The organism is Cloacibacillus porcorum (assembly GCF_001701045.1).
Taxonomy (GTDB): Bacteria; Synergistota; Synergistia; order Synergistales; family Synergistaceae; genus Cloacibacillus; species Cloacibacillus porcorum.
Genome location: NZ_CP016757.1, coordinates 3450940 through 3476222, shown reverse-complemented (window position 1 = coordinate 3476222; position 25283 = coordinate 3450940). Strand labels below are relative to the sequence as shown.

At 56.2% G+C, this 25283-nt stretch carries 21 protein-coding genes; 6 read left to right on the top strand and 15 right to left on the bottom strand.

The window, feature by feature from the left end:
* Positions 1-8: 8 nt before the first annotated feature.
* Positions 9-1211: a fluoroacetate metabolism MFS transporter FarA gene (gene farA, locus BED41_RS15510; RefSeq protein ID WP_066748433.1), complete on the bottom strand. Its 1203-nt coding sequence runs from the start codon at positions 1209-1211 to the stop codon at positions 9-11.
* 354 nt (positions 1212-1565) lie between these two features.
* Positions 1566-1946 (bottom strand): hypothetical protein, encoded by a 381-nt coding sequence (locus tag BED41_RS15505; protein ID WP_066748422.1) that lies wholly within the window; start codon positions 1944-1946, stop codon positions 1566-1568.
* A 517-nt stretch (positions 1947-2463) separates the two neighbouring features.
* Here BED41_RS15505 and BED41_RS15500 point away from each other — a divergent pair.
* Both BED41_RS15500 and metX read left to right on the top strand, forming a co-directional pair.
* Positions 2464-3759, top strand: coding sequence for an O-acetylhomoserine aminocarboxypropyltransferase/cysteine synthase family protein (locus tag BED41_RS15500; RefSeq protein ID WP_066748420.1), 1296 nt, complete (start codon positions 2464-2466; stop codon positions 3757-3759).
* Positions 3760-3761: 2 nt separating this feature from the next.
* Entirely contained in the window at positions 3762-4841 is a 1080-nt protein-coding gene (gene metX / locus BED41_RS15495; protein ID WP_066748417.1) for a homoserine O-acetyltransferase MetX, read from the top strand.
* A 67-nt stretch (positions 4842-4908) separates the two neighbouring features.
* Here metX and hydG read toward each other — a convergent pair whose 3' ends face one another.
* Positions 4909-6336, bottom strand: coding sequence for a [FeFe] hydrogenase H-cluster radical SAM maturase HydG (hydG, locus tag BED41_RS15490; RefSeq protein ID WP_066748414.1), 1428 nt, complete (start codon positions 6334-6336; stop codon positions 4909-4911).
* Positions 6337-6601: 265 nt separating this feature from the next.
* A complete protein-coding gene (locus BED41_RS15485) occupies positions 6602-7294 on the bottom strand; it encodes a FadR/GntR family transcriptional regulator (protein WP_066748410.1) in 693 nt (230 codons plus the stop codon).
* 200 nt (positions 7295-7494) lie between these two features.
* Here BED41_RS15485 and BED41_RS15480 point away from each other — a divergent pair, with 200 nt between their 5' ends.
* Positions 7495-9066, top strand: a complete 1572-nt coding sequence (locus BED41_RS15480) for an HAL/PAL/TAL family ammonia-lyase (RefSeq protein ID WP_229712335.1) — start codon at positions 7495-7497, stop codon at positions 9064-9066.
* A gap of 315 nt (positions 9067-9381) precedes the next feature.
* Here BED41_RS15480 and BED41_RS15475 read toward each other — a convergent pair whose 3' ends face one another.
* Positions 9382-10569, bottom strand: a complete 1188-nt coding sequence (locus BED41_RS15475; RefSeq protein ID WP_229712273.1) for an IS110 family RNA-guided transposase — start codon at positions 10567-10569, stop codon at positions 9382-9384.
* A 253-nt stretch (positions 10570-10822) separates the two neighbouring features.
* Between BED41_RS15475 and BED41_RS15470 the strand changes: the two genes are divergently transcribed.
* The 3 genes from BED41_RS15470 to dctP all read left to right on the top strand — a co-directional run bounded on the left by BED41_RS15470 (position 10823) and on the right by dctP (position 13729).
* Positions 10823-11329 (top strand): TRAP transporter small permease, encoded by a 507-nt coding sequence (locus BED41_RS15470; RefSeq protein ID WP_066748407.1) that lies wholly within the window; start codon positions 10823-10825, stop codon positions 11327-11329.
* 11 nt (positions 11330-11340) lie between these two features.
* Complete coding sequence (locus tag BED41_RS15465; RefSeq protein WP_066748404.1) at positions 11341-12648, top strand: TRAP transporter large permease; 1308 nt, start codon at positions 11341-11343, stop codon at positions 12646-12648.
* A 70-nt stretch (positions 12649-12718) separates the two neighbouring features.
* Positions 12719-13729: a TRAP transporter substrate-binding protein DctP gene (gene dctP, locus BED41_RS15460; RefSeq protein WP_084002520.1), complete on the top strand. Its 1011-nt coding sequence runs from the start codon at positions 12719-12721 to the stop codon at positions 13727-13729.
* Between the two features lie 251 nt (positions 13730-13980).
* On the opposite strand, the gene BED41_RS15455 is transcribed toward dctP, so the two are convergent.
* The 10 genes from BED41_RS15455 to BED41_RS15410 form a co-directional block, all read right to left on the bottom strand.
* Positions 13981-15345: a cobyrinic acid a,c-diamide synthase CobB gene (locus BED41_RS15455; protein WP_066748398.1), complete on the bottom strand. Its 1365-nt coding sequence runs from the start codon at positions 15343-15345 to the stop codon at positions 13981-13983.
* A 1-nt stretch (position 15346) separates the two neighbouring features.
* Positions 15347-16915 carry a cobyric acid synthase gene (locus BED41_RS15450; RefSeq protein ID WP_066748395.1) on the bottom strand — a complete coding sequence of 523 codons (1569 nt, stop codon included), beginning with the start codon at positions 16913-16915 and terminating at the stop codon, positions 15347-15349.
* Positions 16916-16983: 68 nt separating this feature from the next.
* Positions 16984-17490, bottom strand: a complete 507-nt coding sequence (locus tag BED41_RS15445) for a cob(I)yrinic acid a,c-diamide adenosyltransferase (protein WP_066748392.1) — start codon at positions 17488-17490, stop codon at positions 16984-16986.
* A 6-nt stretch (positions 17491-17496) separates the two neighbouring features.
* Positions 17497-18789 carry a glutamate-1-semialdehyde 2,1-aminomutase gene (hemL, locus tag BED41_RS15440; RefSeq protein WP_066748389.1) on the bottom strand — a complete coding sequence of 431 codons (1293 nt, stop codon included), beginning with the start codon at positions 18787-18789 and terminating at the stop codon, positions 17497-17499.
* Positions 18789-19763 carry a porphobilinogen synthase gene (gene hemB, locus BED41_RS15435; protein ID WP_066748385.1) on the bottom strand — a complete coding sequence of 325 codons (975 nt, stop codon included), beginning with the start codon at positions 19761-19763 and terminating at the stop codon, positions 18789-18791. Before hemB ends, hemL begins: the two co-directional genes overlap by 1 nt.
* Positions 19760-21220 (bottom strand): uroporphyrinogen-III C-methyltransferase, encoded by a 1461-nt coding sequence (gene cobA, locus BED41_RS15430; protein WP_066748382.1) that lies wholly within the window; start codon positions 21218-21220, stop codon positions 19760-19762. Before cobA ends, hemB begins: the two co-directional genes overlap by 4 nt.
* Entirely contained in the window at positions 21217-22113 is an 897-nt protein-coding gene (hemC, locus tag BED41_RS15425) for a hydroxymethylbilane synthase (protein WP_066748379.1), read from the bottom strand. The genes cobA and hemC overlap by 4 nt, the downstream gene beginning before the upstream one ends.
* Positions 22106-23353 (bottom strand): precorrin-6A reductase, encoded by a 1248-nt coding sequence (gene cobK, locus BED41_RS15420; RefSeq protein WP_229712334.1) that lies wholly within the window; start codon positions 23351-23353, stop codon positions 22106-22108. Before cobK ends, hemC begins: the two co-directional genes overlap by 8 nt.
* Entirely contained in the window at positions 23340-24077 is a 738-nt protein-coding gene (gene cobJ / locus BED41_RS15415) for a precorrin-3B C(17)-methyltransferase (RefSeq protein ID WP_066748376.1), read from the bottom strand. The genes cobK and cobJ overlap by 14 nt, the downstream gene beginning before the upstream one ends.
* Positions 24074-25282 carry a glutamyl-tRNA reductase gene (locus BED41_RS15410; protein ID WP_066748373.1) on the bottom strand — a complete coding sequence of 403 codons (1209 nt, stop codon included), beginning with the start codon at positions 25280-25282 and terminating at the stop codon, positions 24074-24076. The genes cobJ and BED41_RS15410 overlap by 4 nt, the downstream gene beginning before the upstream one ends.
* Between the last annotated feature and the right edge of the window lies 1 nt (position 25283).

Here is a 25283-nt window from a genome sequence, read left to right as displayed (position 1 = left end):
TATATTTATTAAACGCCCTGTTCCCTGGCCTTCTTTGGGCTGGGGAGTGTGCATACGAGTCCGATGCCGATCAGCGAAACGACGCCCGCGCAGATGAAGGCCGTGGAAGTACCGACGACCTTTGCCATCAAAGAGGCTCCGATAGAGCCCAGGCCAAAGCCTATCATCGTCAGTGAGAGTATCGTGCCGACATTCTTAGTACCGAATCTGTCAGCGGCGATCGGAGCGAAGCAGGCCTGCGTACCGCCGTATGAAAAGCTGAGGAGGCAGAAACAGAGCACATACAGATTGCCGGTTGAGATCGTCAGCATTGCGACTCCGAGCGCCGTGATCAGGAAGCTGACGGCGAAGGCGGACTTGCGGCCGATCTTGTCGCTGACCGTGGGGATCACGAAGCGCCCTCCAACCTGACAGAGCGACGCCGCGCTTACGCCGAGTGTAGCCATTGCGGCAGTCAGCCCTCTGTCCGCGCCGTAGCTGACGAATATCGCGCTCAGCAGCAGATACGCCGGGACGGCGCAGAAATAGAGTCCCATCAGCGTCCAGAATTCCTTTACGTGGAAGACTTCGCTTACCTCATACTGCTTCTTCGTGGTAACGATGGCTCCCGTCCCCGTGTAATCGGACATATAGTCTTTGGGCGGATTTTTCATCGTCAGGGTGCCGAAGATTCCCACCGCGGCATATACCATCGCCACCGCCATAAAGGATTTTGAAAAGCCGTAATTTTTCAGCCACTGACTCACGATTGGGCTGAATACTGTGGCCGAAAGTCCCAGCATCGCCAGCGTCAGTCCCGAGGCCAGCCCCTTTCTGTCCACAAACCACTTGGGCATCAGAGAGACGATGACATTGTAGACGATGCCGTCGCCGATGCCAAAGAGACCGCCAAAGGTGATGAACATCGCCCAGAACATGTCCGAGGGAAGGATGGCGGTGAGCAGCCAGCCAAGGACCATGAGAATATAGCCGACGACGAGGGTCAGCTTGACGGTGGTTTTCTGCTGCATACGCCCGCCAACGAAGTTGCCGACACAGAATACGGCAATGAAGATTGTGAACGGAAGGCTCGCGCTGGGTGAATCCACGCTGAAATGTTTCATCACGTATGGCTGAAAGAGGCTGTATGTATAACATACGCCCATGATCAGCATGCAGATCATGCCGAAGAATAAAATGGCCCATCTGTTTGTATTAGTGCTGTCTTTCACAAAGTAACACTCCTTAATAGAACCAGAATTTTGACATATTGCCACACTAAGAAAACTTGAGAAAAAATATAAGCAGGAAAAATGGCGCGTTTTTGCCATTTACCTATCGGTGCCGCCGAAGAAGTTCCCTCCTTTCCGGTACCAGACTAATATAAAGAAGTCATATGCGGTATTGACAAAGAAAGAACGATGCACAAAAAGCAGACAAAGAGTCTGTTTTGCCAAGAAATTTTGGGGGAATGTTTGTTTTTTGATGTTTGGTAATGAATAAAAAGCAAAAGAAAACTTCCCGGCCAGGCTATGGCCCGATCGGGAAGTTCTGGAAAAATTACCTTGGAGCTTAGCGCCGGCGGACTATACCAGCAGCCCCTTTTCCTTAAGTATGTCGATGAGGTGTTCCCTAGCGGCGCGGTCGGCCTCTTCGATGAGCTCCGGCTTGTGCGCGGCGATGTATTTCGCCGCCTTTCCCGTGTCTCCGCCGAGCGCCAGATCGTTATAGAGCGCGCCGACCAGTCTTTCGAGCGGTTTAGGCACGGAGATATCCTTCTCCAGGCTGCGGCTGTGAAGGGAGCTTTCCAATACCTGAAAAAGGCCGGTAAGATTGTCTGTGTCGACGGACATCTCTCCGGCGAAATTTTCCGCGTCGGAGCCGTTGTCAAAGACATCCGCCTCAGTGACGCGCCCCTCGTCTATTCTCGTTACGACCCATACGCGTTCGCGTGGGCTTTCGTTCATAAAAATCCCTCCCTGTACTTTGCTTGCCTCTACTATAGGAAAAATCAAATATGGCCGGAGGGTAAAAATAACGATAAACGGCGGCGGTTTAGGCCGGTTTTACTAACCGGATCGGTGTGGAGGTATGAAAATTAGCCGCCCGTGGCCGCGCCGCAGAGCAGCGTCATTTTTATCGTTTTCGCAGCGTTTGCAGTAAATTACCTTAACTTAAAGTAAGAAAGATGTCACTGCCGGGTATCGCGGACTGCCCAATGTCTGTCAAATAGTTTGATGTATCTGCCGTCGTGTTTTATGTTTGCTGCTTGACAAAGCGGCGGCCGCGCCGTTAGAATGTTTGAAACTCTATTTTATCGGGAGGGCTTTGCGTGAGAAACTTTTCATATATGCAGATGTGCATGATGATGTGCGATAGCGGCAGAGCCACTCTGAGACAGTAGACGAAAATTTTCGTAATCTGTTCAGTCGGCTCTGCTTTTTTAAGCAGAGCCTTTTTTATTACTTTAAGGGGGATATTTTGATGGATGATAATAAAAAACGCGGTTTTATGACTAAGGCGCTCCACTCGGGCTGGAGCTGCGATTCAGCGACGGGAGCGGCGGGGCTGCCGATCTATGCCTCCTCTGCCTTCCAGTTCCACGACAGCGCCCATGCCGCGGGGCTCTTCAACCTTGAAGAGGATGGTTTTATCTACTCGCGGCTGGCCAATCCGACCGTTCAGGCCTTTGAGGCGGGACTGAACGCTCTCGAGGGCGGCGTGGGGACGCTGGCTACCTCCTCGGGGCAGGCGGCCTTCGCCCATCTTATCACGGCGCTCTGCTCATCCGGCACGAATCTGGTCGTCTCGCGCAAGGTCTACGGCGGAACGCTGACGCTGCTGCAAAATATCTTCTCGCGCTTCGGCGTGGAGACGATCCTCGTCGACAGCGACCACCCCTGTCAGGTGGAACAGGCGGTCAATGACGAGACTCGCGGCATCATCACCGAGATCATCGGCAACCCGATGATGAATGTCGCGCCGCTGGAGGCGCTTTCGCGCATCGCGCGCCGTCAGGGAGTGCCGCTCATCATCGACAACACCTTCGCGACGCCCGCGCTCTGCCGTCCCATCGAATGGGGGGCGCACGTCGTAGTATATTCGACGACGAAATATATCTCGGGCAACGGCAACCTCATCGGCGGCGCCGTCGTTGACGGAGGCAACTTTGACTGGGCCGCCTATCCCGACAAATTCCCCGAACTTGCGAAGCCAGACAGGGCCTATCATGACATTGTATTTACCGAGCGTTTCGGCAAGGCTGCGCTTGCCGCGAAGCTCCACGCCGCGATCCTGCGCGACCTTGGCGGCTGTCCCTCGGCCTTTGACGCCTATCTGCTGCACCTCTCGCTCGGCACGCTCGGCCTGCGTATGGAGCGTCACAGCGCGAACGGCCTTGCGGTGGCCCGTTTCCTCGAGGCTCATCCGATGGTTGAGTGGGTCAGCTATCCGGGGCTTGCCAGCCACCCGCAGAACGACATGGCGAAGGTCTACCTCAAAGATGGCTGCGGCGGCATGATCGCCTTCGGCGTCAAGGGGGGCGTGGAGGCGGGGCGCAAGCTCGTCGACAGCCTCTCTCTCATTGGCCACATGGCGAACCTCGGCGAGTCGCGCACGCTGATAATCCACCCCGCCAGTACGACGCACAGCCAGCTGACGACGGCCCAGCGCGCGGCGGCTGGACTCTCGGACGGCCTGCTGCGCCTCTCAGTCGGTATAGAAAATGTGGAAGACATCATCGCGGACCTTGAAAAGGGTCTTGAGGCGGCGGGAAAATAACGATGAAAGAGGAGACAGGCTCCGTCTCGCTGCAAAACATAACGCTGCCCTCCGGCGCCTTCTTTGAGAGGCTGGAGCAGGTCTACAGCCGCTACGGCGAGGCGGAGGCGGACGGCGCGAACGTCATTCTCGTCTGTCACGCTCTGACCGGCAGCCACCGGCTCGCGGGCGAGAGACGCCCCGGCGAGCCCGAGCCCTGGTGGGGCGCCGTCGTCGGCGACGGCAAGGCGCTGGATACGCGCAAATACTGCGTCATTTGTTTCAATAACCTCGCAAGCCCCTACGGCAGCACCTCGCCGCTCTTTGAAAATCCCGCGGACGGCAGACGCTGGGCGATGAGATTTCCTATCCTTTCGCCGCGCGACACTGCTTTCGCGCAGAGGGAGGCGCTGCTCGCGCTGGGGATAGAGCGGCTGTACGCCGTCATCGGCGGCTCGCTCGGCGGCATGATCGGTCTGGAATATGCTGTCTCCTTCCCCGAAGAGGTGCCGCGCTGCGCGCTGATCGCCGCGCCCGACCGCCTCTATCCGCAGGCGATCGCCTTCAACGCCGTGCAGCGGCAGAGCATAAAAAGCGATCCCCTCTGGGCGGACGGCGACTACGAGGGCGCGGGGCCGGTGAACGGCCTCGCAGCGGCGCGGATGCTCGCAATGATAACCTACAAGAGCGAGCAGTCCTTTTCCCACCGCTACATGCGCGAAATGGCGCAGGGCTCCACGCGCGACTGGGACGGACAGTTCCAGGTCGAAAGCTACCTCCATTACCACGGTGAAGAGATCGTCAAGCGTTTCGACGCCAACTGCTATCTTTATTTGACAAAGATGATGGACCTGCATGATATCGGCGCGGGGCGCGGCGGCCTCGACGAGGGCTGGAAACGTTTTGCGGGGCGCAGACTGCTCGGCCTCGGCATTTCAAGCGACATGCTGTTTCCCAACTGGCAGGTGGAGGAGGCGGTGCGCGCCGCCGCAAAAAACGGCGTCGCCGCCTATTACGAAGAGATAGAGAGCGAGAACGGCCACGACGCCTTCCTGATCGACTTTGACCAGGTCGACGACTATCTGCGGTCGTTTTTACAATAGAAAGACAGTCAAAAATAGACGGAGGGGCCGCGGTTCACATCGCGGCCCCTCCGTTGTTGTGTAAAGGTTAGAAATACAGGTCCTGCGCGCCCTCTTCGAGCTTCTGCAGGCGCTCCTTCGTCAGCGTCTTTATCTTGTCGCTCGGTATTTTTTCAACCTCTCCGGCGATCACCTTTTCGCCGAGCTCCTTCAAATGGTCGGAGCCGTATCCGATCAGATATTCCTTGAAGGTGAGCAGGGCGTTTGGCTGGCAGATGTTGCGGATCTGTCCCGACTTCGCGAGGGACATGAAGCGGTCGCCTGTGCGCCCTTGGCGGTAGCAGGCCGTGCAGTAGCTGGGGATATAGCCGTCCTCGCAGAGCCAGGTCAACACCTCGTCCGGGGTGCGTTCATCGGAGACCTTGAACTGCGCCGTGTCCGGCTGTTCCGGTTGGCCGATCTCCTTATGATAGCCGCCGATGCCCGTGCACGAACCCGCGCTCACCTGGGAGATACCGAGGTCAAGCGCCCTGCGCCGCGTCTCCGGCGTTTCGCGTGTCGAGAGGATCATCCCCGTGTAAGGGGTGGCGACGCGGATGACGGCAATGATGCGCAGGAACTGTTCGTCGGTGGGGAGATAGGGGAACTTTTCCATATCGACGCCCTCGGCCTCGCGCATACGCGGCACGGAGATAGTGTGAGGCCCGACGCCGCACATCTTTTCCAGCGACTCCGCGTATAGCAGCTGGGCGACAGTCTCGTATTTATAGTCGTAGAGCCCGTAGAGCACGCCTGTGCCGACGTCGTCTATGCCGCCCTCCTGCGCGCGGTGCAGCGCCGTCGTATGCCAGTCGTAGTTGCTCTTCGGCCCCTTCGGATGCATCTTCGCGTAGGTGGGACGGTGGAAGGTCTCCTGGAAGAGGATGAAGGTCCCGATCTCCGCGGCCTTCAGCCGCCGGTATTCCTCAACGGTGGTCGCCGCTATGTTGACGTTGATGCGGCGTATCGAGTCGCCGCGGCTGTTCTTATAGGCGTAGACGCGTTTCATGCACTCGATGATGTAATCGAGGGGGATATTTACAGGGTCCTCTCCGGCCTCCATCGCGATGCGCTTATGGCCAAGGGCGAGAATCGCGTCGGCCTCCTGATCGATCTCCTCCATCGTCAGCTTCTTGCGGCACATCGCGTTATTACCGGCGTGGAAGCCGCAGTAAACGCAGCCGTTGATACAGTGGTTAGCGACATAGAGCGGCGCGAAGAGCACGATGCGCCTGCCGTAGATGCGCTCTTTGATCTCCTTCGCAAGCGCGTAAAGCTCATGTTCGAGCTGCGGGTCGTCGATCTCCAGCAGCACCGCCGCCTCACGGTGGGTTAGGCCGTTGCAGGAGCGCGCCTTATCGAGAATAGCACGCACCGCACCCGCATCCTTTGCGGTTTCTTTTGCCTCCGCAAGCGAACTTAATATCTCAGCGTCGTCAATGAAAGATGAATCCTGAAACTCCGTTTTGCTGTACATATTCGATCATCCTTTCTCTCCGCGCGGATCGTTCCGCCGCGAACAGTAATGTGATGTGACATGTGCCCCCTCCATACGGAAAAAACCGCAGAGACGGGATATTACCTGAATTTATTCTATTTTAACAGCAAGTGACGGGGATAACAAGGAGAAATGTTGTGATGGTGTCTCAAGATTATAGTAATTTTCCCTTGATATCCTCGTTCTGCTTAAAATCTGTTTGCTATAGCTCGGCAATAGTTTCTTCAAAAAACGTATGCAATATTTATTCAGAAGACGGCACTTTGTCCAAAATGTGTTTTACCAAAAGCCGTTTGGCTAATGAGGCATCTCGCTTGTAGATGGCATCTAAGATCTTTTTATGCTCCGTAGTAAATTCTTTCCATTTATCTTCTAAAATATTTTTATATTCATCCCTCTGATCATCTACCTCTGTCTTTATTGAATCAAAAAGTTTAATCATCAGGCTATTACCGCAAATTTGGGCAAGAGCCTTATGGAAAAGTTCTCCAATTTTTAAAATTTCGTCTCGATGCTCCCAATCAAGATTTATTTCCTGATTCACAACTTCCGCGACTTGATCTAATTCCTCCTTTGTTGCTCTTTCGACAACCATGTCGATAATTTGTGATTCCAGGAAAATACGCACTTCGATCAATTCAGAGATTGTGGCACTTTTATGTATATGTTCGATGAGCTCGTGATTTGCTATCTGCTGTAGGGCATTAGCGGTGACAAATGTACCGTTACCGGACTTCACTTCAAGAACATCGGCTAAGACCAGTGCTCTTAGTGATTCGCGTATACAATTTCTACTTACCTGAAATTCCTTGGCAAGGGCAATCTCACCAGGTATTTTCTCTCCGGGTTTCCAAGTGCCGCTCTTTATCATTGTTAATAATTGCTGCCAAACATTTTCATACAGCATAAGTTTACTGGCAGGTTTTATCATTGGCATAGAATCGTCCTCCTTGTGTGGTTTCAGTAATATTTAATATAAATAATGATCATAATAATTCTTACACATATTCTGTCACAATTTCAATAATATATTTCCCCCTAAATCTTGTATTGACATATATAAAAATATCAGATATTCTTTTTATTGTCCAGTTGTAGGACAGCAAGACAGGTTAAAAGTTTAAGGAGGCAAAAATTGTGGAATTATTGCGTATCTCCCGTGACCCCAAAAAAATGAGAACAGTTGTAATGGATGATGATGATTTTACGATTGAAGAGGTCGTAGCGGTCGCTAGATATCATGCTAAAGTTGAATTCTCTCCCGCTTTCATTGAGCGAGTCAACAAGTCTCGGGCTATTATTGATCGTTTCGTTGAAGAGGACCGTCCTGTATATGGAGTAACGACAGGATTTGGTGACAATGTTACAAAACGTGTAACTCCGGAAGACGCAGCTTTACTGCAGCTTAATATTGCACGATCCCATGCCGTATCAATGGGCGAACCACTAAAAGAAGAACAGGTTCGCGCTATTCAGATAGCACAAATTAACAATAGTGGCAGGGGTGTTTCTGGAGTATCAATTCAGTTGCTTGAACATATACGCGATCTCCTAAACCATAATGTTACGCCGTATGTACCGGGAGAGGGAGTTGTCGGAGCTCTTTCTACAGAAGGTCAGACCACCCTTCCTCTCATCGGCGAGGGAAAAGCTTATTATGACGGGAAATTGATGAGCGGAGCGGAAGCTTTAAAAGCGGCGGGGTTGACGCCTTATGTCTTAAAATCAAAAGAAGGGCTTTCTCTTTTGAATGGAACACCGGGTGCAACGGGGTTAGCCTGTCTTGCCACATATGATGCAGTAAGTGCGACTAAAGCTTCTGAAGTTATCGCGGCGTTTTCTTATGAGACAAATAAGGGAAATATTAAGCATTTAGATCCAAGGTTACACAGTGTAAAAAATCATTCGGAACAGCAAGAGAGTGCGGATAATATTTTGCGTCTGCTGGAAGGCAGTGAAATTTCAAAGAAATACGAAGGTTACCGCATGCAGGATGTTTATTCATTACGCTGCGCTGCACAAATGATCGGCGGAACAAAACGGGCAATTAAAGAAGCCTATATTGCAGTCACGGAAGAGCTGAACTCTTGCTCTGACAATCCTATTATCTATCCAACTACCGATGGAGATGGCGTGGCCCTTATGGGAGGTAATTTTGACCGTGCTTATCTCTGTATACATATGGATGCTCTTTGTATTGCTATGACTCATTTGGGAAAATTAATAGAGCGTCGCACGGATCGTTTAACGAATCGGCATTTCAGTGATTATCCGCCTTTTCTAGTAAAAAATCCCGGCCTGAATAGTGGGTTTATGATTATACAATATACATCTGCAGGCCTAGTAGCAGAAATGAAAGTTCTTTCACATCCAGTTTCAGTAGACTCCATTCCAACTTCGGCCAACCAAGAAGATCCCGTCTCCTTTGGGTTTTACGCAAGTCGCAAAGCATGCGAGGTTGCAAAGAAGTTGGAGTATCTAAACGGCATTGAATTAATGACGCAGGTTCAAGCCATGGATTTTATGGAGGAGGGAGATTTAAAACACTCTCCCGTTATTCAGGCGATATATGATTTGGTACGTTCGAAAGTTCCAACAGTTGAAGAAGACCGTCACTTTTATCCCGATATTGTCTCTGTGTGCGGAATGTTAACATCGGGTGAAGTGTTGGCTTGCGCAGAGGAACTAGTCGGAGAGTTAAAATTTTAGCGAATGATTTTCTAAAAAAATAGATAGTTTATTTTTAACTCCACCTTAGTGTGAAAAGTAGCTATACGCAGTATTAGCGTCGTTAAATGTCGACAATGCAACTCCAAAATACAGGTATTACATACTATATCGCCTAGGTGGAGTTAAATATATAAGTACTGAATTTTAAGACTGACTATACGAAGTCAAGAGGAAAGTAACAAAAAAGAGTAAAAGAACTAGGAAAACATCGTACCTTGACAAAAGCATACAGAAATTGACCTCTTCCCAAGCCAGAAGTCAGAAACGAGAAGTAGTTTGTGATGGCATCCTAAATCAGGCAGCCATTGAAACGAATACCTCGTTTGTATAAAGCATGTGGAATATAACGCGTATGAGTTTTTTTGAAAGATGTCCCAAAGCGACAAAGTAATGTTTTCCCTGGGCAATCTTGTGCTCCATATAGTTTCGAAAGTCACGGCAGTGGATAGAACAGAGCCTTGCCGCCTGCATCAGAGACCAGCGCAGATATGTCGAACCGTGTTTGACCATAGGCGTGTTCGCCGCGTTGAACTTGCCGGATTGATATGTGGACGGGTCAAGTCCAGCGAAGGCCTGAAGCTGGTCAGGTTTTTTGAAGCGTCGTATATCGCCTATCTCCGCAAGTATGACGGCGGCGGTACGAAAGCCAATACCAGGAATCGTCAGCAGCGGCGTATTTATTTCAGCGACCATAGCCGCGATCTGTCTGTCCAAAAACGCGATCTGTCGTTTAAAGAAACGTATCTGCTCAATGACCTGAGAGAGTTCTAAAGAAAGAGCCTTGCTTGTTCTGGCAATAGAATTCTTCGCCATTGATTTTATTGCCTCAGCCTTTTCTCTCCCATACCTGCCCTTTGATGCGTAACGCAGGATATTTGTCAGCCGGTCGATGCGACACGCGGCAATCATATCCGCCCCCGGCAGTTCTGCCATAAGCGCCAGTGTAGACGCCTGCCCCGTTCTGAGCCCTAAAGAGGGCAGTTCTGGAAAAAGCAAGTCGACCATTCTGGACATGGAAACCTTTGATCTGCTGCAAATGGCAACTAGCCTGTGCCTGTGGCGTGTAAGAGACTTTAGCTCCTGAATCTGGTAAGATACAGTGACAGGACTTGAGACTTCTGACATCAGTATCCCCGCGATACATTTTGCGTCGGCCTTGTCTGTTTTTGTTCTGCGCAGTGAAATTGCCTGTCGATAAAGCTTCACGCGCAAAGGGTTGAACACCACGGGTTGAAATCCGCTGGAACGGAGGAAAGCCACAAGGTTTGCGCTGTAATGTCCGGTAGCTTCAAGTCCTGTCCTTATCTGAGAAGAGTCTGCGCTCTTTCCGGAAACAGCCGAAATGGCGGCAATGAGCTTTGAAAAACCTTCCTTGTCGTTCGAAAAGGAGAAAGACTCCCGCAGACACGTGCCAGAATCGCCAAGAATGCAGCAGTCATGCTTATCCTTGGCAACATCAATACCAACATAAATCAAGACCATCCCCACTTTCAAAAAGAAACAGCACGCTGGGAAACCACATACTTTTTACCAACGGATCCTCGTTATATATGAACCGTCGAAGCGGTATCTGACTAATCACCGGTCAAGTAAAAAGCTGTGGCTGGAGCCTTTAGGAAACCGTCTATGCGGTAGGAGGTTATACCAGCCCACAGCGTCTGTATGTTTTGTACAAGAACAATACTATGAAACGTGCTCTTGAACAACTAACTTATTATACGAGGAGGTTAAAAAAATGTTGGCGCCCTGGGAAAAGAAGTTTTGTGGCTTTATGTACTCGGTCCAAAGCATTTTCATCGTCGGATGTATTTTAGCCTGCGTTGGAATTATGTGCGTGCAGATCGTACTTCGTTACGTATTTCATGCGCCGCTTATGGGAGTGGAAGAACTTTTGTACTTTCCGACTATATGGCTGTATTTACTTGGCGGTGCAAATGCGTCGCTTGAGCGGTCTCATATAGCGTGCGGCGTAATTAACGTATATGTTAAGAGTGAACGCACGATGAAAATTTTAAATCTGTTTCAGGCTTTGGTCGTGATCGGTGTCGGAACATGGCTACTTTATTGGGCTGTTTGGTATCTTAGCTATGCTTTGAAAGTTAATAAAGTCGGAACAATTATTCACTACCCGCTGGTTATTAATGACGCCTCTCTTGTTGTTGGTATTTTCTTAATGATTGTTTACGCAGTCTTTGAGTTTAAGGAGTATCTCTGCGAAATCTTCTCCAAAAAAGTAAACTAGGAGGTTCATAAATGCTTACTATTGTGTTGTTGGATATTTTATTAGTCATAGTGTTGTTGATACTTGCTGTCCCTCTTCCGTTTTGCTTTGGCGGGGCTCTTCTTTTTATGAGCGTGTTTGGTGAAGTTTCAATGAAGAGCATGATGTTATGGGGATTTTCTCAAATGTTGAACCCTATTCTTTTGGCAAGCCCCTTGTTCATTCTCTCCGGCACTCTGATGGGCGGCTCAGGAATAGCAAAAAGGCTGCTTGACTTTGTAGATGTGTTTATCGGACATATAAAAGGCGGACTTGGCGTGGTTTGCTGTTTTACATGTGCCGTTATCGGAGCCATTTCCGGCAGTGGTTTTACAGGTGTTGCCGCTACTGGGCCAATCCTTATTCCAAGAATGGTTGAACAAGGCTATCCTCGCGGGTACGCAACAGCGCTGCTGACAGTGTCGTCCATTTTAGGATTGCTTATCCCTCCCAGCGCGATCATGATATTGTACGGCTGGGTTACGGGAACGTCTATCCTTGCCTGCTTTATGTCTACAGCCGGTCCTGGCTTGCTTATCACCGTCAATCTTTCAATTTTAAATCTATATCTGGTGCGGAGATACAATATGCCCCTGGACATAGACTCGATTGAGACGGTACGTCAAAAGAGAAAAGAGCTTGGCTCAAGAACTATAAACGCCCTGCCCGCACTTTTAATGCCAGTTATCATACTTGGTGGAATCTATGGCGGTATATTTACGGCAACAGAAGCAGCCGCCGTATCGGCGGCATATGCGATTCCCGTCGGTTTCTGGATATATAAAGGATTTAAGAAAGGTGATTTCTTTAAGCTTTGCCGTGAAGCAGCCACATCCTCTGGCGCTTTGATGACAATGATCCTTTTCTGTCTAATATTGAGCCAAACATACGTAATTCTCAAGGTGCCGCAGGCTCTGGTAGAATTTATGTTTAGTATCACGCACAATAAGTTCATACTTTTAATTATGGTCAACATATTCCTTTTCACAGTTGGCATGATCGTTAACGACGGTACGGGAATGATACTTTGTGCTCCTATGTTGCTGCCGCTTGTGCAAGAGCTGGGTATCACGCCAATCCACTTTGCCGCGATTATGGGAGTGAACCTTGCTATGGGCGGAGTAACGCCGCCGTATGCAAGCATCCTATATCTGGGAATGCGTGTCGGTAAGTGCTCGTTTAATGAAATTCTCAAACCGACGATTATATTCTTAGTTTTCGGTTATCTTCCCGTAATACTATTGACCACATATTGGGCACCTCTGTCGCTGTTCATCCCGAGCCTTTTTGGCTTAAATTAAGAAAAACGTTACTGGATGAAGCAACTCTGTAGGGGTTGTTATCATAAATCAAATAATATCAGGAGGTAATATGATGAACTACCGTAAGTTTTTCCAGTTAGTCGCAATTATTATCGTCGTATTGTTAGCTCAAAGCGGGGCACAGGCTGCAACGTGGAAACTTTCTCATATGAGGGCGGAAGGTTCAGAAGTCGATGCCGATACAAAGTGGTTTGCAGATGAGGCTAAAAAAGCGACAAACGGAAGAGTCAATATCGCTATTTATCCGTCAAGTGTGTTAGGCGACTATAGTGTTGTACAGGAAAGAATCAGCATCGGCGACGTAGAGATGATGCTTGCATGCATCAATTCTACGGTGGATAGGATGGCGATGCTTCCTGTTTTTCCGTTTATAGTGAAAGATTGGAAGGAAGCAAGAACCGCCTATGGGCGCGGAGGCGTTATATACCGTGAGATGGAAAAGCTCTTTGATCGCCAGAACATTCACATGCTGACGGTTTGGCCGGCATATTTTGGCGGGATTATTCTCAGCAAAGATGCGAAGGGGTTAAAGGATCCTACGGTTAAGAAAAACCTTAAATTGAGAACTCCTTTTGACGTTGCCTACTCTCTCGTTCTTGAATCTCAAGGGTTTATGGCAACACCTATCGCTCTGAGCGATACATTTTCAGCTATGCAGACGGGGATAGTTGACGGTGCCATCGGTGCGGGAGCGGAGGGGTATTACTCAAATTTCCGCGACATGGCAAAGGTTTATCTCCCAATTAACGATCACTTCGAGTGCTGGTTTTTTATTGTAAACAAAGACGTATGGAACGGCCTCTCTCCGGAAGACCGTGACAAGCTGACAAAGCTCGCAAATAAATTACATGACAGGCGTTGGGCGGAAGCGCCGAAAGCCCAGGCGATGCATGAAAAAAATCTTGAGTCAGCCGGTATAAAGGTTATCAGATACACGGATAAAGAAATGAATATAATTCAGGAACAGGCGAAAAAGAAGGTGTGGCCTGCGCTGTATAAAGAGAATCCTGTCGTTTCCGAAAAACTAATAAACGAAGTGCTTAACTCGCTGAAGAAATAAATTAATTTCCAAGGCATATGAAAATCTGAGGCTGAGTTCAGAGGTAAGATAATCAAAACAGCCTAGAAAATATTAACTGTTATTCTATAAAACGGCTTCGTAGTAGATCTGCGAAGCCGTTTTTAGCTTTTATTATGTGGATGATAGTAAACTTAACCTCTCAAGGGAGGAGCTGCGCATGAACATCTTGCCAGGCTGTTGTGATTTTAAGGCGAACAATCCTCACAGAACGGTGTTCTTGGTACCTGTTACTATTTTATCTTATACTCCCAACACCTCTCCACAAACCTTTCCGCTGCCTTTGGGAAGCCGGCGAAGTGCAGATGAAGATATGAGCCTAAGATGTTGTCTTTGGCATAGCCGGCGCAGTAGCTTTCGCCGGTGCGGTTTTTGGTGAATTGGAAGGCGTGGGGGATCTCGCAGTCGGGCTCGGCGCTGGAGAAGTGGAATTCGTGGCCGCGCAGCTCTTCGCCCTTTTTCGCGATGACGTTGTCGGATAGCGCCTTTGCCGTGACGTAGCCGACGGTGCGCAGGCTGTCGTTCATTTTGCAGCTCATGGGGATGAGGCCGCACATGCGGTGCGCCGCGCCGTCGAAGTCCTTTATCTCGCGCGTGAGGTACATGAAGCCGCCGCATTCGGCGTATATGGGCATGCAGGAGGCCGCGGCGCCGGCGATGGACTCTTTCATCGCGGTGTTTGCCGCGAGGCGCGCCGCGAAGACTTCGGGGAAGCCGCCGCCGAAGATTAGGCCGCCGCAGTCGGGGATTTTTTCGTCGTTGAGCGGGCTGAAGTTTACGATCTCCGCTCCCGCCGCCGCGAGGACGGCGATGCTTTCGGGGTAGTAGAAGGAGAAGGCCTCGTCGCGCGCGACGGCGATCGTTACCCTCTTTTCCGACCGCGGCGCGGCGTTGTCTTCCGCCCTGAGAGGCGGGGCGCTTTGGGCGATTTTCAGGAGCGTATCGAAGTCGATGGCCGGTTCGATCATCTTCCTGACGTTTTCGATGTGTTCGCGGTTGCCGTTTTCTTCCACCGGCAGTAGCCCGAGGTGGCGCTCGCGCACCTCCGCCTCCCTGCTGCGCGGCACGGCGCCGACGATGGGCAGGCCGAGACGTTTTATCGCCTCGCAGACCATCTCTCTGTGGTTTTCGGAGCCGTAGCGGTTGACGATCACGCCTCGGAGGTCAACCTCCGGGTCGTAGTCGAGGAAGCCTTTGGCGATCGCCGCCGCGCTCTCGCCCATCGAGCGGACGTCGATGACGAGCAGCACGGGGGCGTTAAGGGCCTTCGCGATCTGCGCGGTGCTGCTGACGCCGCCGCGCCCGCCGTCGTAGAGTCCCATGACGCCCTCGATTATCGAGATGTCAGCCTCTTCGGAGGCGGAGAGGAAGATTTTTTTCATCGCCGCCTCGTCGGTGAGCCAGGTGTCGAGGTTGTCGGCGCGTCCGCCTGCGGCGAGGCCGAGGTATCCTGGGTCTATGTAGTCCGGGCCGACTTTGTATGGATGCACGCGCAGGCCGCGCGCGGCGAGCGCCGCGACGATGCCGCTGGTGATCGTAGTCTTGCCGCTGCCGCTGTGAGCGGCGGCGATTAGCAGGCGGGGGCGTTCGGCGTCCACCTTATTTTGCCTCCGTGGATCGCGGATTTTCACCGTCGGCGCGTCGGGCGGGCGCGTCGGCCTTCAGGTGCATGATATCAATGATGTAGTCGAGGTCGAGATTTTTTTTCGCCTGCGCCGCGAGGGCGTCGTAGGCCGCCTCTTTGGCCGCCGCTGTGGAGACCGCTTCGCGCTCGGGCAGGCCGCGTTTTTTGCGCAGGCGGTTAAGCCACACGGTGCGGAAGAGGTCGTTATGGAAGGCGTTGTGGAGGTAGCTGCCGCCGGCGCGCAGTTCGCCGTCGGCGAGGCCGTCGGGCCTGCTGTCAAGCTCAAACAGCGGCGCGAATCCCGGCTCTTCCCGCAGCGGGCGGGTCTCTCCAAAGTGTATTTCGTATCCGTCGACGGCCGCCGCCTCTTTGAAGTATGGGTGTATCGTACGTCCGCGGCGGCGGATGGTGGTCTTTTCCTCGCCGAAGGTGGTGACGACGGGCAGCAGGCCGAGTCCCTCGATCGCGGGGATTTTATCGTTGTCGCGGAGATGGCGGTCGTCTATCTCTTCGCCCATCATCTGGTAGCCGCCGCATAGCCCGTAGACGGTGCCTCCGTTTTGGTAGAAGCGGCGTATCTCGGCGGCGAGGCCGGAGTCGAGCAGGTACTTCATGTCGAGCACGGTGCTCTTGGTTCCGGGCAGCACGACGGCGTCGAGCGAGGCGACCTGCGCGGGGGAGGCGAGTTCGATTATCTCCACGTCCGGTTCGAAGCGGAAGGCTTCGATGTCCGTATGGTTGGAGACGCGCGGGAATTTTACGACGCCGACGCGGAGCTTGTCTTTGCTTTCTGCCGTTTCACCGCGGTGCCAGTTGATGCTCATGATGTCTTCGCCCTCAATGACGATGTCCGTGAGCCAGGGCATGACGCCGACCACTTTGACGCCGGTCTTTTTTTCGGTGAATTCCACCGCGTCTTCGAAGAGCGAGAGGTCGCCGCGGAATTTGTTGAAGATGATCCCCTTTACGCGGCGGCGGTCCTCGCCGAGCAGCTCAAGGGTGCCGACGACGGAGGCGATGGCGCCGCCGCGGTCGACGTCCGCGACGAGCAGCACGGGGATGTCGGCCTCCTGCGCGACGCGCATGTTGACGATCTCCGCGGCGTTGAGGTTGACCTCCGCGGGGCTTCCCGCGCCCTCGCAGACCATCACCTCGTATTTTTCGTCGATGATGGCGAGCGCCTCGCGCAGAGTCTCCAGCCCCTTGCCCATGGTGAAGCTGCGGTAGTAGTTTTTATCGCAGGGGGCGTCGAATACTTTGCCCATCAGCACGATCTCCGAGGAGGTGTCTTTGCGCGGCTTGAGCAGTATCGGATTCATGTATGTCTGCGGCTCAACGCGCGCCGCCTCGGCCTGCACCCCCTGGGCGCGTCCCATCTCGAGGCCGTCGGGGGTGACGCAGGAGTTATTGGACATGTTCTGTGATTTGAAGGGGCAGACGGCGTATCCCATGTCGGAGAATATGCGGCAGAGCGCGGTGGTGATGAAGCTTTTGCCCGCGTCGCTGGATGTTCCCTGTATCATGATTCCTGTGCAGTTTTTCATATTATTACACCTCGGTTGTGGCGTTTGTCGTCTATATTTATTGGTACTTGTGGCGTATCGCGTTGTCTTTAAAACTCTATCCCGCGCCGCGCGGGCAGTCCCTCGTCGTAGTAGTGCTTTATCTTCTTCATTTCGGTGACGAGGTCGGCGCGTTCGACCAGCTCTTGGGGAGCGCCGCGTCCCGTCATTACGAGCTCCGTCTTCGCGGGGCGCGTCTCAAGCAGCGAGAGCGCCTCCGTGAGGGAGAGGCAGCCGTGTCTCATCGCCGCCATTATCTCGTCGAGGATCAGTAGGTCGGCGCCGCCCTCTTTGAGGATGTCTCGCGCCGCCGTAAGCAGCGGACAGGGCGAGGTGCAGGGGCCGCTGCCGCGTCCCTGCGGGCACTGGGCGAGGTTGATGCCGAGTCTTTCCGCGCTCTCGTGCTCGCCGCAGCGCCGGGCCTTCTGGAACTGGATGATGAAGACCCTGCCGCCGCAGCCCGCGGCGCGCATCGCCAGCCCGAAGGCGGCGGTGCTTTTGCCCTTGCCGCAGCCCGTGTATATCTGTACCTTGCCCTGTTCTTCGCCACTGAACATCGGCCTTTAAAATCCTTCGCTTCCGGCCACTTCGTCGGCGCAGACGAGGAAGTATTCGATGTCTTCGTCGCTGTGCGCGGCGCAGAGGAACAACGCCTCGAACTGCGAGGGGGCCATCAGGATGCCGCGGGCGGCCATGCCGCTCCAGAAGCGGGCGTAGCGGGCGGTGTCGCTCTTTTTCGCCTCGTCGTAGCTCTTTACCGGTCCGGCGGTGAAGAATATCGTCGCGAGCGATTCAATACCCTGCACGCAGGCGGCCACGCCGTATTTTTTGAATATTTTATCGAGGCCGGCGCGCAGACGCTCTCCCCGCGCGGCGAGTTCTCTGTAGATTAGCGGGTTTTCGCGCAGCGCCGTCAGCGCCGCGAACCCGGCGGCCATCGCCACGGGGTTTCCCGAAAGCGTGCCAGCCTGGTAGACGGGGCCTAAGGGGGCCACCATCGACATCACGTCGCGGCGTCCGCCGTAGGCACCGACGGGAAGGCCGCCGCCGATTATTTTGCCAAAGGTCCAGAGGTCCGGCGTCACGCCGAAGTATCCCGAGGCGCAGTTTATCGAGAGGCGGAAGCCGGTGATGACTTCGTCGAAGATGAGCAGCGCGCCGTTTGCCGCCGTGATTTCGCGCAGCCCCTCAAGGAAGCCGGGCGCGGGAGGAACGACGCCCATATTTGCACCTACGGGCTCGACGATCACCGCGGCGATCTCGTCCTTATGTGCCGCGAATATCTTTTTGATCTCTTCCAGGTCGTTGTAGCGGCAGGTCAGCGTCGCCGCCGCGGTATTCGCCGGCACGCCGGCGCTGTCCGGCTGTCCCGCGGTCGCGAGGCCGGAGCCCGCCTTAACAAGCATGCTGTCGGAGTGCCCGTGGTAGCAGCCCTCGAACTTCACGACCATTTCGCGTCCCGTGAAGCCGCGCGCCGCGCGTATCGCGGAGAGTACCGCCTCGGTGCCCGATGAGACCATGCGCACCATCTCTACGCCCTTGACGAGCTCCGTGATGAGGCGGGCCATTTCGACCTCCATCGCCGTCGGCAGGCCGAAGCTCGTGCCTTCGTGAGCCGCCTCGCAGACGGCGTCCACCACGGGGGCGTAGGCGTGACCAAGGATTAGCGGCCCCCACGAGCCGATGTAATCGGTATATTTTTTGCCGTCGGCGTCCCATATGTAAGCCCCTTCGCCGCGCGCCGCGAAGATCGGCGTCTGCCCGACGCTCTTGAAGGCGCGGACGGGGCTGTTGACGCCGCCGGGGATGAGGCTCTGGGCCTCTTCAAATAGTCTTTCGCACTGGCTCCGGCTCATTACAGCTCGCCCTCTTTCATCATCTTCGCGAGTTCGGGTGCGAAGTAGCTGACGATGACGTCCGCGCCGCCGCGCGCGAGGCAGACCGCCGATTCCGCAATGACGCGTTTTTCGTCGAGCCAGCCGCGCTCGGCGGCGGCCTTTATCATCGAATATTCGCCGCTGACGCAGTAGGCTCCGACGGGGACCTCGCTGGCCTCTTTCACGGCGCGCAGCACGTCGAGATAGGGAAGTCCCGGCTTTACCATGATCATGTCCGCGCCCTCCTCGATGTCGAGCAGAGCTTCGCGTACGCCCTCGCGCACGTTGCGCGGGTCCATCTGATAGCTTTTGCGGTCGCCGAAGGATGGGGCGGAGCCGGCCGCTTCGCGGAAGGGACCGTAGAATGCCGAGGCGTATTTCACGGCGTAGGAGAAGATCAGGGTATCATCCATGCCCGCGCCGTCGAGCTTCGCGCGGATCGCCGCGACGCGCCCGTCCATCATGTCGGAGGGGGCTACGATGTCGGCTCCCGCCTGTGCCTGAGAGAGAGCCGTCTTCGCAAGGAGGTCGAGCGTCGGGTCGTTGTCCACGGTCTCTCCCTTCAGCAGACCGCAGTGTCCGTGCGAGGTGTACTCACAGAGACAGACGTCGCCGATGAAGCACATATCGGGGAAGTGTATCTTGCCGACGCGCAGCGCCTGCTGGATGACGCCGTTTTCGTTATAGGCCTCGCTGCCGAATTCGTCCTTATGCTCGGGGATGCCGAAGAGGAGTATGGAGTTTACCCCCGCGCGCTGTACCTCTTCGAGGATGCGCGGGAAGGTGTCGGGGCTGTAGCGTTTCTGGCCGGGCATCGCGGGGATGTCTTCGATGATGTTGCTGCCCTCGCGGATGAATACCGGGTAGACGAGCATGGAGGGAGAGAGCCGTGTCTCCGCCGCCATGTCGCGGATGATTTTGTTTTTTCTCAGTCTTCTTGGACGTACTATCATCTTATATCTTCCTCCAGAGTATTTATGAGGCTCTCCAGGGTCGCCTTTTGAGCCGTTATTATCCGTTTAAAGCCCGCACGCCGCGCCTCCGCCGCCGTCTGTTCGCCGATGCAGCAGGCGCATTCTATCTCAAGCTCCGGCATGGCGGCCTTGAATCCGCGCACGGTCGAGGCGCTTGTGAATACCGCGGTATCCGCCCCCTGCGGGATTATCTCCGCCCGTTCATATATTGTCTCATAGAGCGGCAGTTCGGTGAAGTTTATCTTCAGCGCCGCAAGCTCCGCCGTCAGCTCCGGCGAACCCTCCTTCGCGCGGAGCATCAGCACCGGTGCGGTTTTCGCGAGCTCCTCGAGGCCGCGCGCGAGGTGTAACCCGTCGTAGACCTCCGGCATGTAGTCCGTGATAAGGCCGCGCTCTTTCAGCGCCCTGGCGGTCGCCGGGCCGATCGCCGCGATCTTCGCCGCGCCGAGGGAGCGGACGTCGCGTCCATTTTCCGCAAGCAGCTCAAAGAGCGCTTCGACGCCGGTAATGCTTGTGAAGCCAAGCCAGCCGTATTTTGAAAAGTCCGGCAGCTTCGCCTCTATCCGGCGCGTGCTGATGCAGGGCAGCTCCACGACCTCCGCGCCGCGCGCGCGGAGCATGGCGGAGAGTTTGCCCGCCCGTTCGCGCGGGCGCGTCACGATCACCTTGCGTCCGGAGAGCGGCAGGAAGCGTTTCCAGGCGAATCCCTCCGCGAGAGCCGTGACTTCGCCGACAATTATCAGCGCGGGGGAGCGCAGTTTTTCCTCAGCGCACCTGGCGGAGAGCGTTCCCAGCGTTCCCTGGATCAGTCGCTGCGCCGCGGTGCTCGCGTTTTCGACGGCCGCCGCCGGCGTGCCGCCGTCCATTCCCGCCCTTTGAAGCTCGGCGCATATCTCTGTGACGGCGCTGGCGCCCATGAGGAAGACGAGCGTGCCGCCGAGTTTCGCGAGGGCCTCGTAGTCTACGGGGGCGATGGTGCCCTCTTTGGTGTGCGCCGTGATGACGTGAACGGAGCGCGCGATGCCCCTGTGCGTTACGGGGATGCCGGCGCAGGCCGGTCCGCCGAGCGCCGAGGTCACGCCGGGGACCACCTCGAAGGGTATCCCCTCGCGGTTCAGCGCCTCGATCTCCTCGCCGCCGCGTCCGAACATGAATGGGTCGCCGCCCTTGAGCCGCGCGACGCGCCGCCCCCTCTTCGCCTCGCGCACGATGATCTCTTCGATCTCGCGCTGCGGCACGGAGAGGCCGCCGCCGGTCTTGCCTACGTTTATCTTTTCCGCCGAAGGTGGCATCATCGCGAGCACGCCGTCGCCGACGAGCCGGTCGTAGACTACGCAGTCGGCGGCCTCCAGCAGTTCGCGGCCGCGCAGGGTGAAGAGCCCCGCGTCTCCCGGACCGGCACCGATGAGCGCCACATGGCCCTTAGTCTGTGTCATAACTCTTCCCCCCTTGAAAGTTCCTGCGCGAGCTTCACCGCGATTTTTATGTTTTCCGCCGCCGGGCCCTTCGCCGAGCCGCGGCGGATATCGCAGCCGCTTTCGTCGGCGTACAGTCCGGTTATCTTTATCGTCTCTCCCGCGAGTGCGGCGAAGGCGCCGACGGGCGCGGTGCAGCCGCCGCCCAGCTCGGCGGAGAAGGCCCGCTCGGCTTCGGCGCAGGCCGCGGCCCCGCGGTCGCGTATCGCGTCAAGGTAGCGGTAGTCCTCTCCCGCGCGCCCCTGACAGGCGAGCACTCCCTGTCCCGGCGCGGGTATCATTTCATCTGTCTCAAAATATCGGGAGATGCGCCCGTCGAGTCCGAGCCGCTTTAACCCCGCCGCCGCGAGCACGAGGGCGGAAAATTCCCCCTCGTCGAGTTTGCGCAGCCTGGTGTTGACGTTGCCGCGCACCGGCTTGATCTCCACGCCGGGATAGAGCGCCGCGAGTTGTACGCGCCGCCGCGCCGAGGAGCAGCCGATCGCGCCCGATTCGATGTCCGTCCGTCCCTGCGGCAGGACGAGCGCGTCGCGCGGGTCCTCGCGCCGTGAGTAGGCGACGAGCGGCAGCGCGGGGTTCGCGTTCATCGGCATATCTTTAAGGCTGTGAACGGCGACGTCGATCGCGCCGGATAACAGCGCCTCCTCAAGTTCCTGCGTGAAGAGCCCCTTGATGCCGAACTTGTCCGAGGCCTCGGAGAAGGGTTTCATATTCCTGTCGCCGGTAGTCTCCATCGCGACGAGTTCGACCGCCAGTTCGGGGTGGGCGCGGGCCACCGCCTCCATCACGAGCTTTGTCTGCACGAGCGCGAGCGCGCTTTTTCGGCTTCCAAAACGTATTATCTTTTTATCCATCTTTTTTCTCCTCCAGAGCGGCGCGCTCCTCTTTCACCCATTCGTCCCAGACTGAGCGGAGCCTCTCCGCGAGCCTGTGCGTCAGCGCCGGCGAGAGCGCCCCCGCGGAGACGGAGGCCGAGACCTCGCCGCTTGTGACCAGCGAAGGGAAGAAGAAGCTGCACTCCGCCGCGTTGTCCGCGACGCTCACCGGTATGCCGCGCTCTTTCGCCGCCGCGCCGATGGCGGCGTTGACCTTTTCGTCGTCGGTCGCCGCCACCGCGAGCGCCGCGCCCTCAAGATCTTCGGGCTCCCAGCCCTTTCTCACGAGACGGCATTTCATCTCTTTGAACTCCGGGCCGAACTCGGGGCTGACGACAGTGACCGCCGCGCCGCACTTTATCAGCGTCGCCGCGCGCCGCGCCGCGATCCGGCCGCCGCCCGCGATCACCGCGGAGCGTTCCTCCATGTCCGTCAGCATCGGGAAGAGCGGCGGCCGGGAGAGCCCCAGTATCCGCCGCGCCCAGAGCAGCGCCTCTGTGCAGCTGTGTCCGCCCTCTTCATGGGGGCGTTCTATCATGATGACGCGCGCCTTGCAGCTGCGCGCCGCCTCTATCTTTTCTTCGATGCCGCCCGCCGCGCCGCCGTCCTTCGTGACGAGCCAGCGCGCGCCGGTGAGACGGATCATCTCTTCGTTCATAAGCAGGCTGAAGGGGCCCTGCATCGCGATGATGTGGCCGCTGTCAAAGCCGCACTCGGCACATTTTTTTATCACTTCCGGGTCCGGCAGCACCCGCGCGAAGAGGCGCGAGCGATCGCTCACGCAGGCAAAGGCCTCCAGCTCCTTGCTGCCGGTCGTCAGCAGCACGTTGCCGGTCGTCCCCTCAAGGAAGCGGGCCGCCTCCTCCGCGCTCTTCACGCGGACTACGTCGCCGTCGGTGACGGCCTCCCGCCGCTGTACGCGCATGAGCGGCGTATTCGCGGCGGCGCAGGCGGCGCGGATATTTTCACGCGCCTCGCGCGCGTAAGGGTGCGTCGCGTCGATGACGCAGGCGATGTCGGAGTCTTTGATAAATTTTTCCATCTCCGCCGCGTCCATGCGGCCGACGGTGACCTCGGTATTTTCCGCTCCGCGCACCAGCTCCGCGCCGTAGGCGGTGGCGACGGCATAAACGAGCGGCAGGCGGAAGCGCGTCAGTTCGCGCCCCTCGGTGGTGCCGCCGAAGAGCAGTACGCGCCGTCCCATCTCAGTCTTCGCCATCGGTGGGATGCCTGTAGCCGCGCGGCGTGATGAGGCGTCCGTTTATCACGCGGGTGGCGGAGTTCCCGATTATCACGGTGCAGAACATGTCTATCGGCGCCTCCTTGAGGCCGTCGAGCGTCGTCAGGCCGAAGCTCTCTTCGTCGCGCCCCGCGTTGCGCACCCAGCCGGCGGCGCGGTTTCCGGGGAGCGTCTCCATGAGGATCGCCGCCGCGCGCGCAAGGTGGTCGGGGCGGCCGTGGCTTGCGGGGTTGTAGATACAGATGACGAAATCGGCCTCCGCGGCGGCGCGCAGCCGCCTCTCTATCAGCTCCCAGGGCGTAAGCAGGTCGCTGAGGCTGATAACGGCGAAGTCGTGCATCAGCGGCGCGCCGAGTATCGAGGCCGAGCTTGCGGCGGCGGTGATGCCGGGGATTATTTCGACCTTTGTCCTGCCCCGCGCCACCTCGAGCATTATCCCCGCCATGCCGTATATTCCCGGGTCGCCGCTGGAGATGAGCCCGACGGTGCGGCCCGAAAGCGAAAGTTTAAGCGCCTCTTCGCAGCGGTCGCGCTCCCTCTTCATTGGCGAGGCGACGAGCTCTTTGCGTCCTTCGAAGATTGGGCGCACCAGCTCGATGTAGGCCTTGTAGCCGACGATCAGATCGCATTTTTCCAGCGCCGAAAGCGCCCGCGGCGTTATCTGTTCCGGCCCTCCGGGACCGAGGCCGACGACGTATATCATCTCTGCGCCGCCTTTGCCAGTGCGCAGTAACATTCTTTTGCCATATCTATATCAACCCTTTCTTTTAATGAGAAGAGAAGTTTATTCATCATGCTGCGGGAGGCGGCTCTTACGCGGGAGAATTCCTCGGCGTCGGCGCAGCCGAGCTCGTTTGCCAGTTCGCGCTCCGCGAAGGCGCAGACGTCCTCTATGTAGGGCATGCAGTCGTGTATCTGCCGCCACTCGTGGAAGCGCGCGGTGTGCGCCGCGACGCTCTTTTTTATCTCCCGCAGGAAGTCCTCCGGCAGCGCGCTGTGTCCCAGCCCGTCCATGTCCACCAGCGTCACCGAGGGACGTCTCATGAAGGCCGGTTCGATGTCGCGCGGGACGGCGAGGTCTATCATCATCCGCCGTACGCCGTCGTCGCCGAACTCCTTTGTCGTGAGGACGAAGTGGGGGCTTGCCGTCGCGCAGATAACGAGGGCGCACTCGCGCATCGCCTCATATCTTGTATCGTAGGGGATCAGGGTAACGCCGGAGGGCGGCTGCGCGCCGTCTTTGCGGCAGCGGCGCTGTGTCATGCGCACCGAAGCGCCGCGGTCGCGCAGCAGCTGCGCCGCGAGCATTCCCATTTCGCCGCTGCCCACGACGAGCGCGGAGATTCCGCGCAGGGGAGCGGCGGAGGAGCAGCCCGCTGGCCCGGAGGCGTCATTTGCGGCTGCGGCCTGCGAGAAAAATTCCGCCGCCGCCGTGCAGGCCGCCGCCGCCGCGGAGCATTCATGCGGCAGGGCCTTATATTTTGTGCGTACCTCTTTGCCGGCTGTGATCGCGCGCTGGAAGAGCTGCCCGAGCAGCGGGCCGCAGGCCTTTTCCTCACGCGAAGCGGCGAGCGCCTCTTTCATCTGTCCCAGTATCTGGTCTTCAAGTGGTATCTGTGAATGGAGTCCGGCGGCGATCTCAAAGATGCGCGCCACGGCGGCCTCTCCGCGCAGCGAGAAGAAGCTGCCGCAGCCGCGGGCGCGGTGCAGCAGCTCCGAGGGCTCCTCTTCGGAGACGACGGCCAGCTCTGTCCGGTTACAGGTCGAGATGAGGACCGCCTCCTGGACATGCGGCGCGATCTCGTTCAGCAGCTCCCGCCGCTCGCTCTCCGTAAAGGTGAATTTTTCCCGGACGTCGACGGAGGCCGACCTGTAGTCCAATCCGGCGATCTTTATTTCCATATTCATA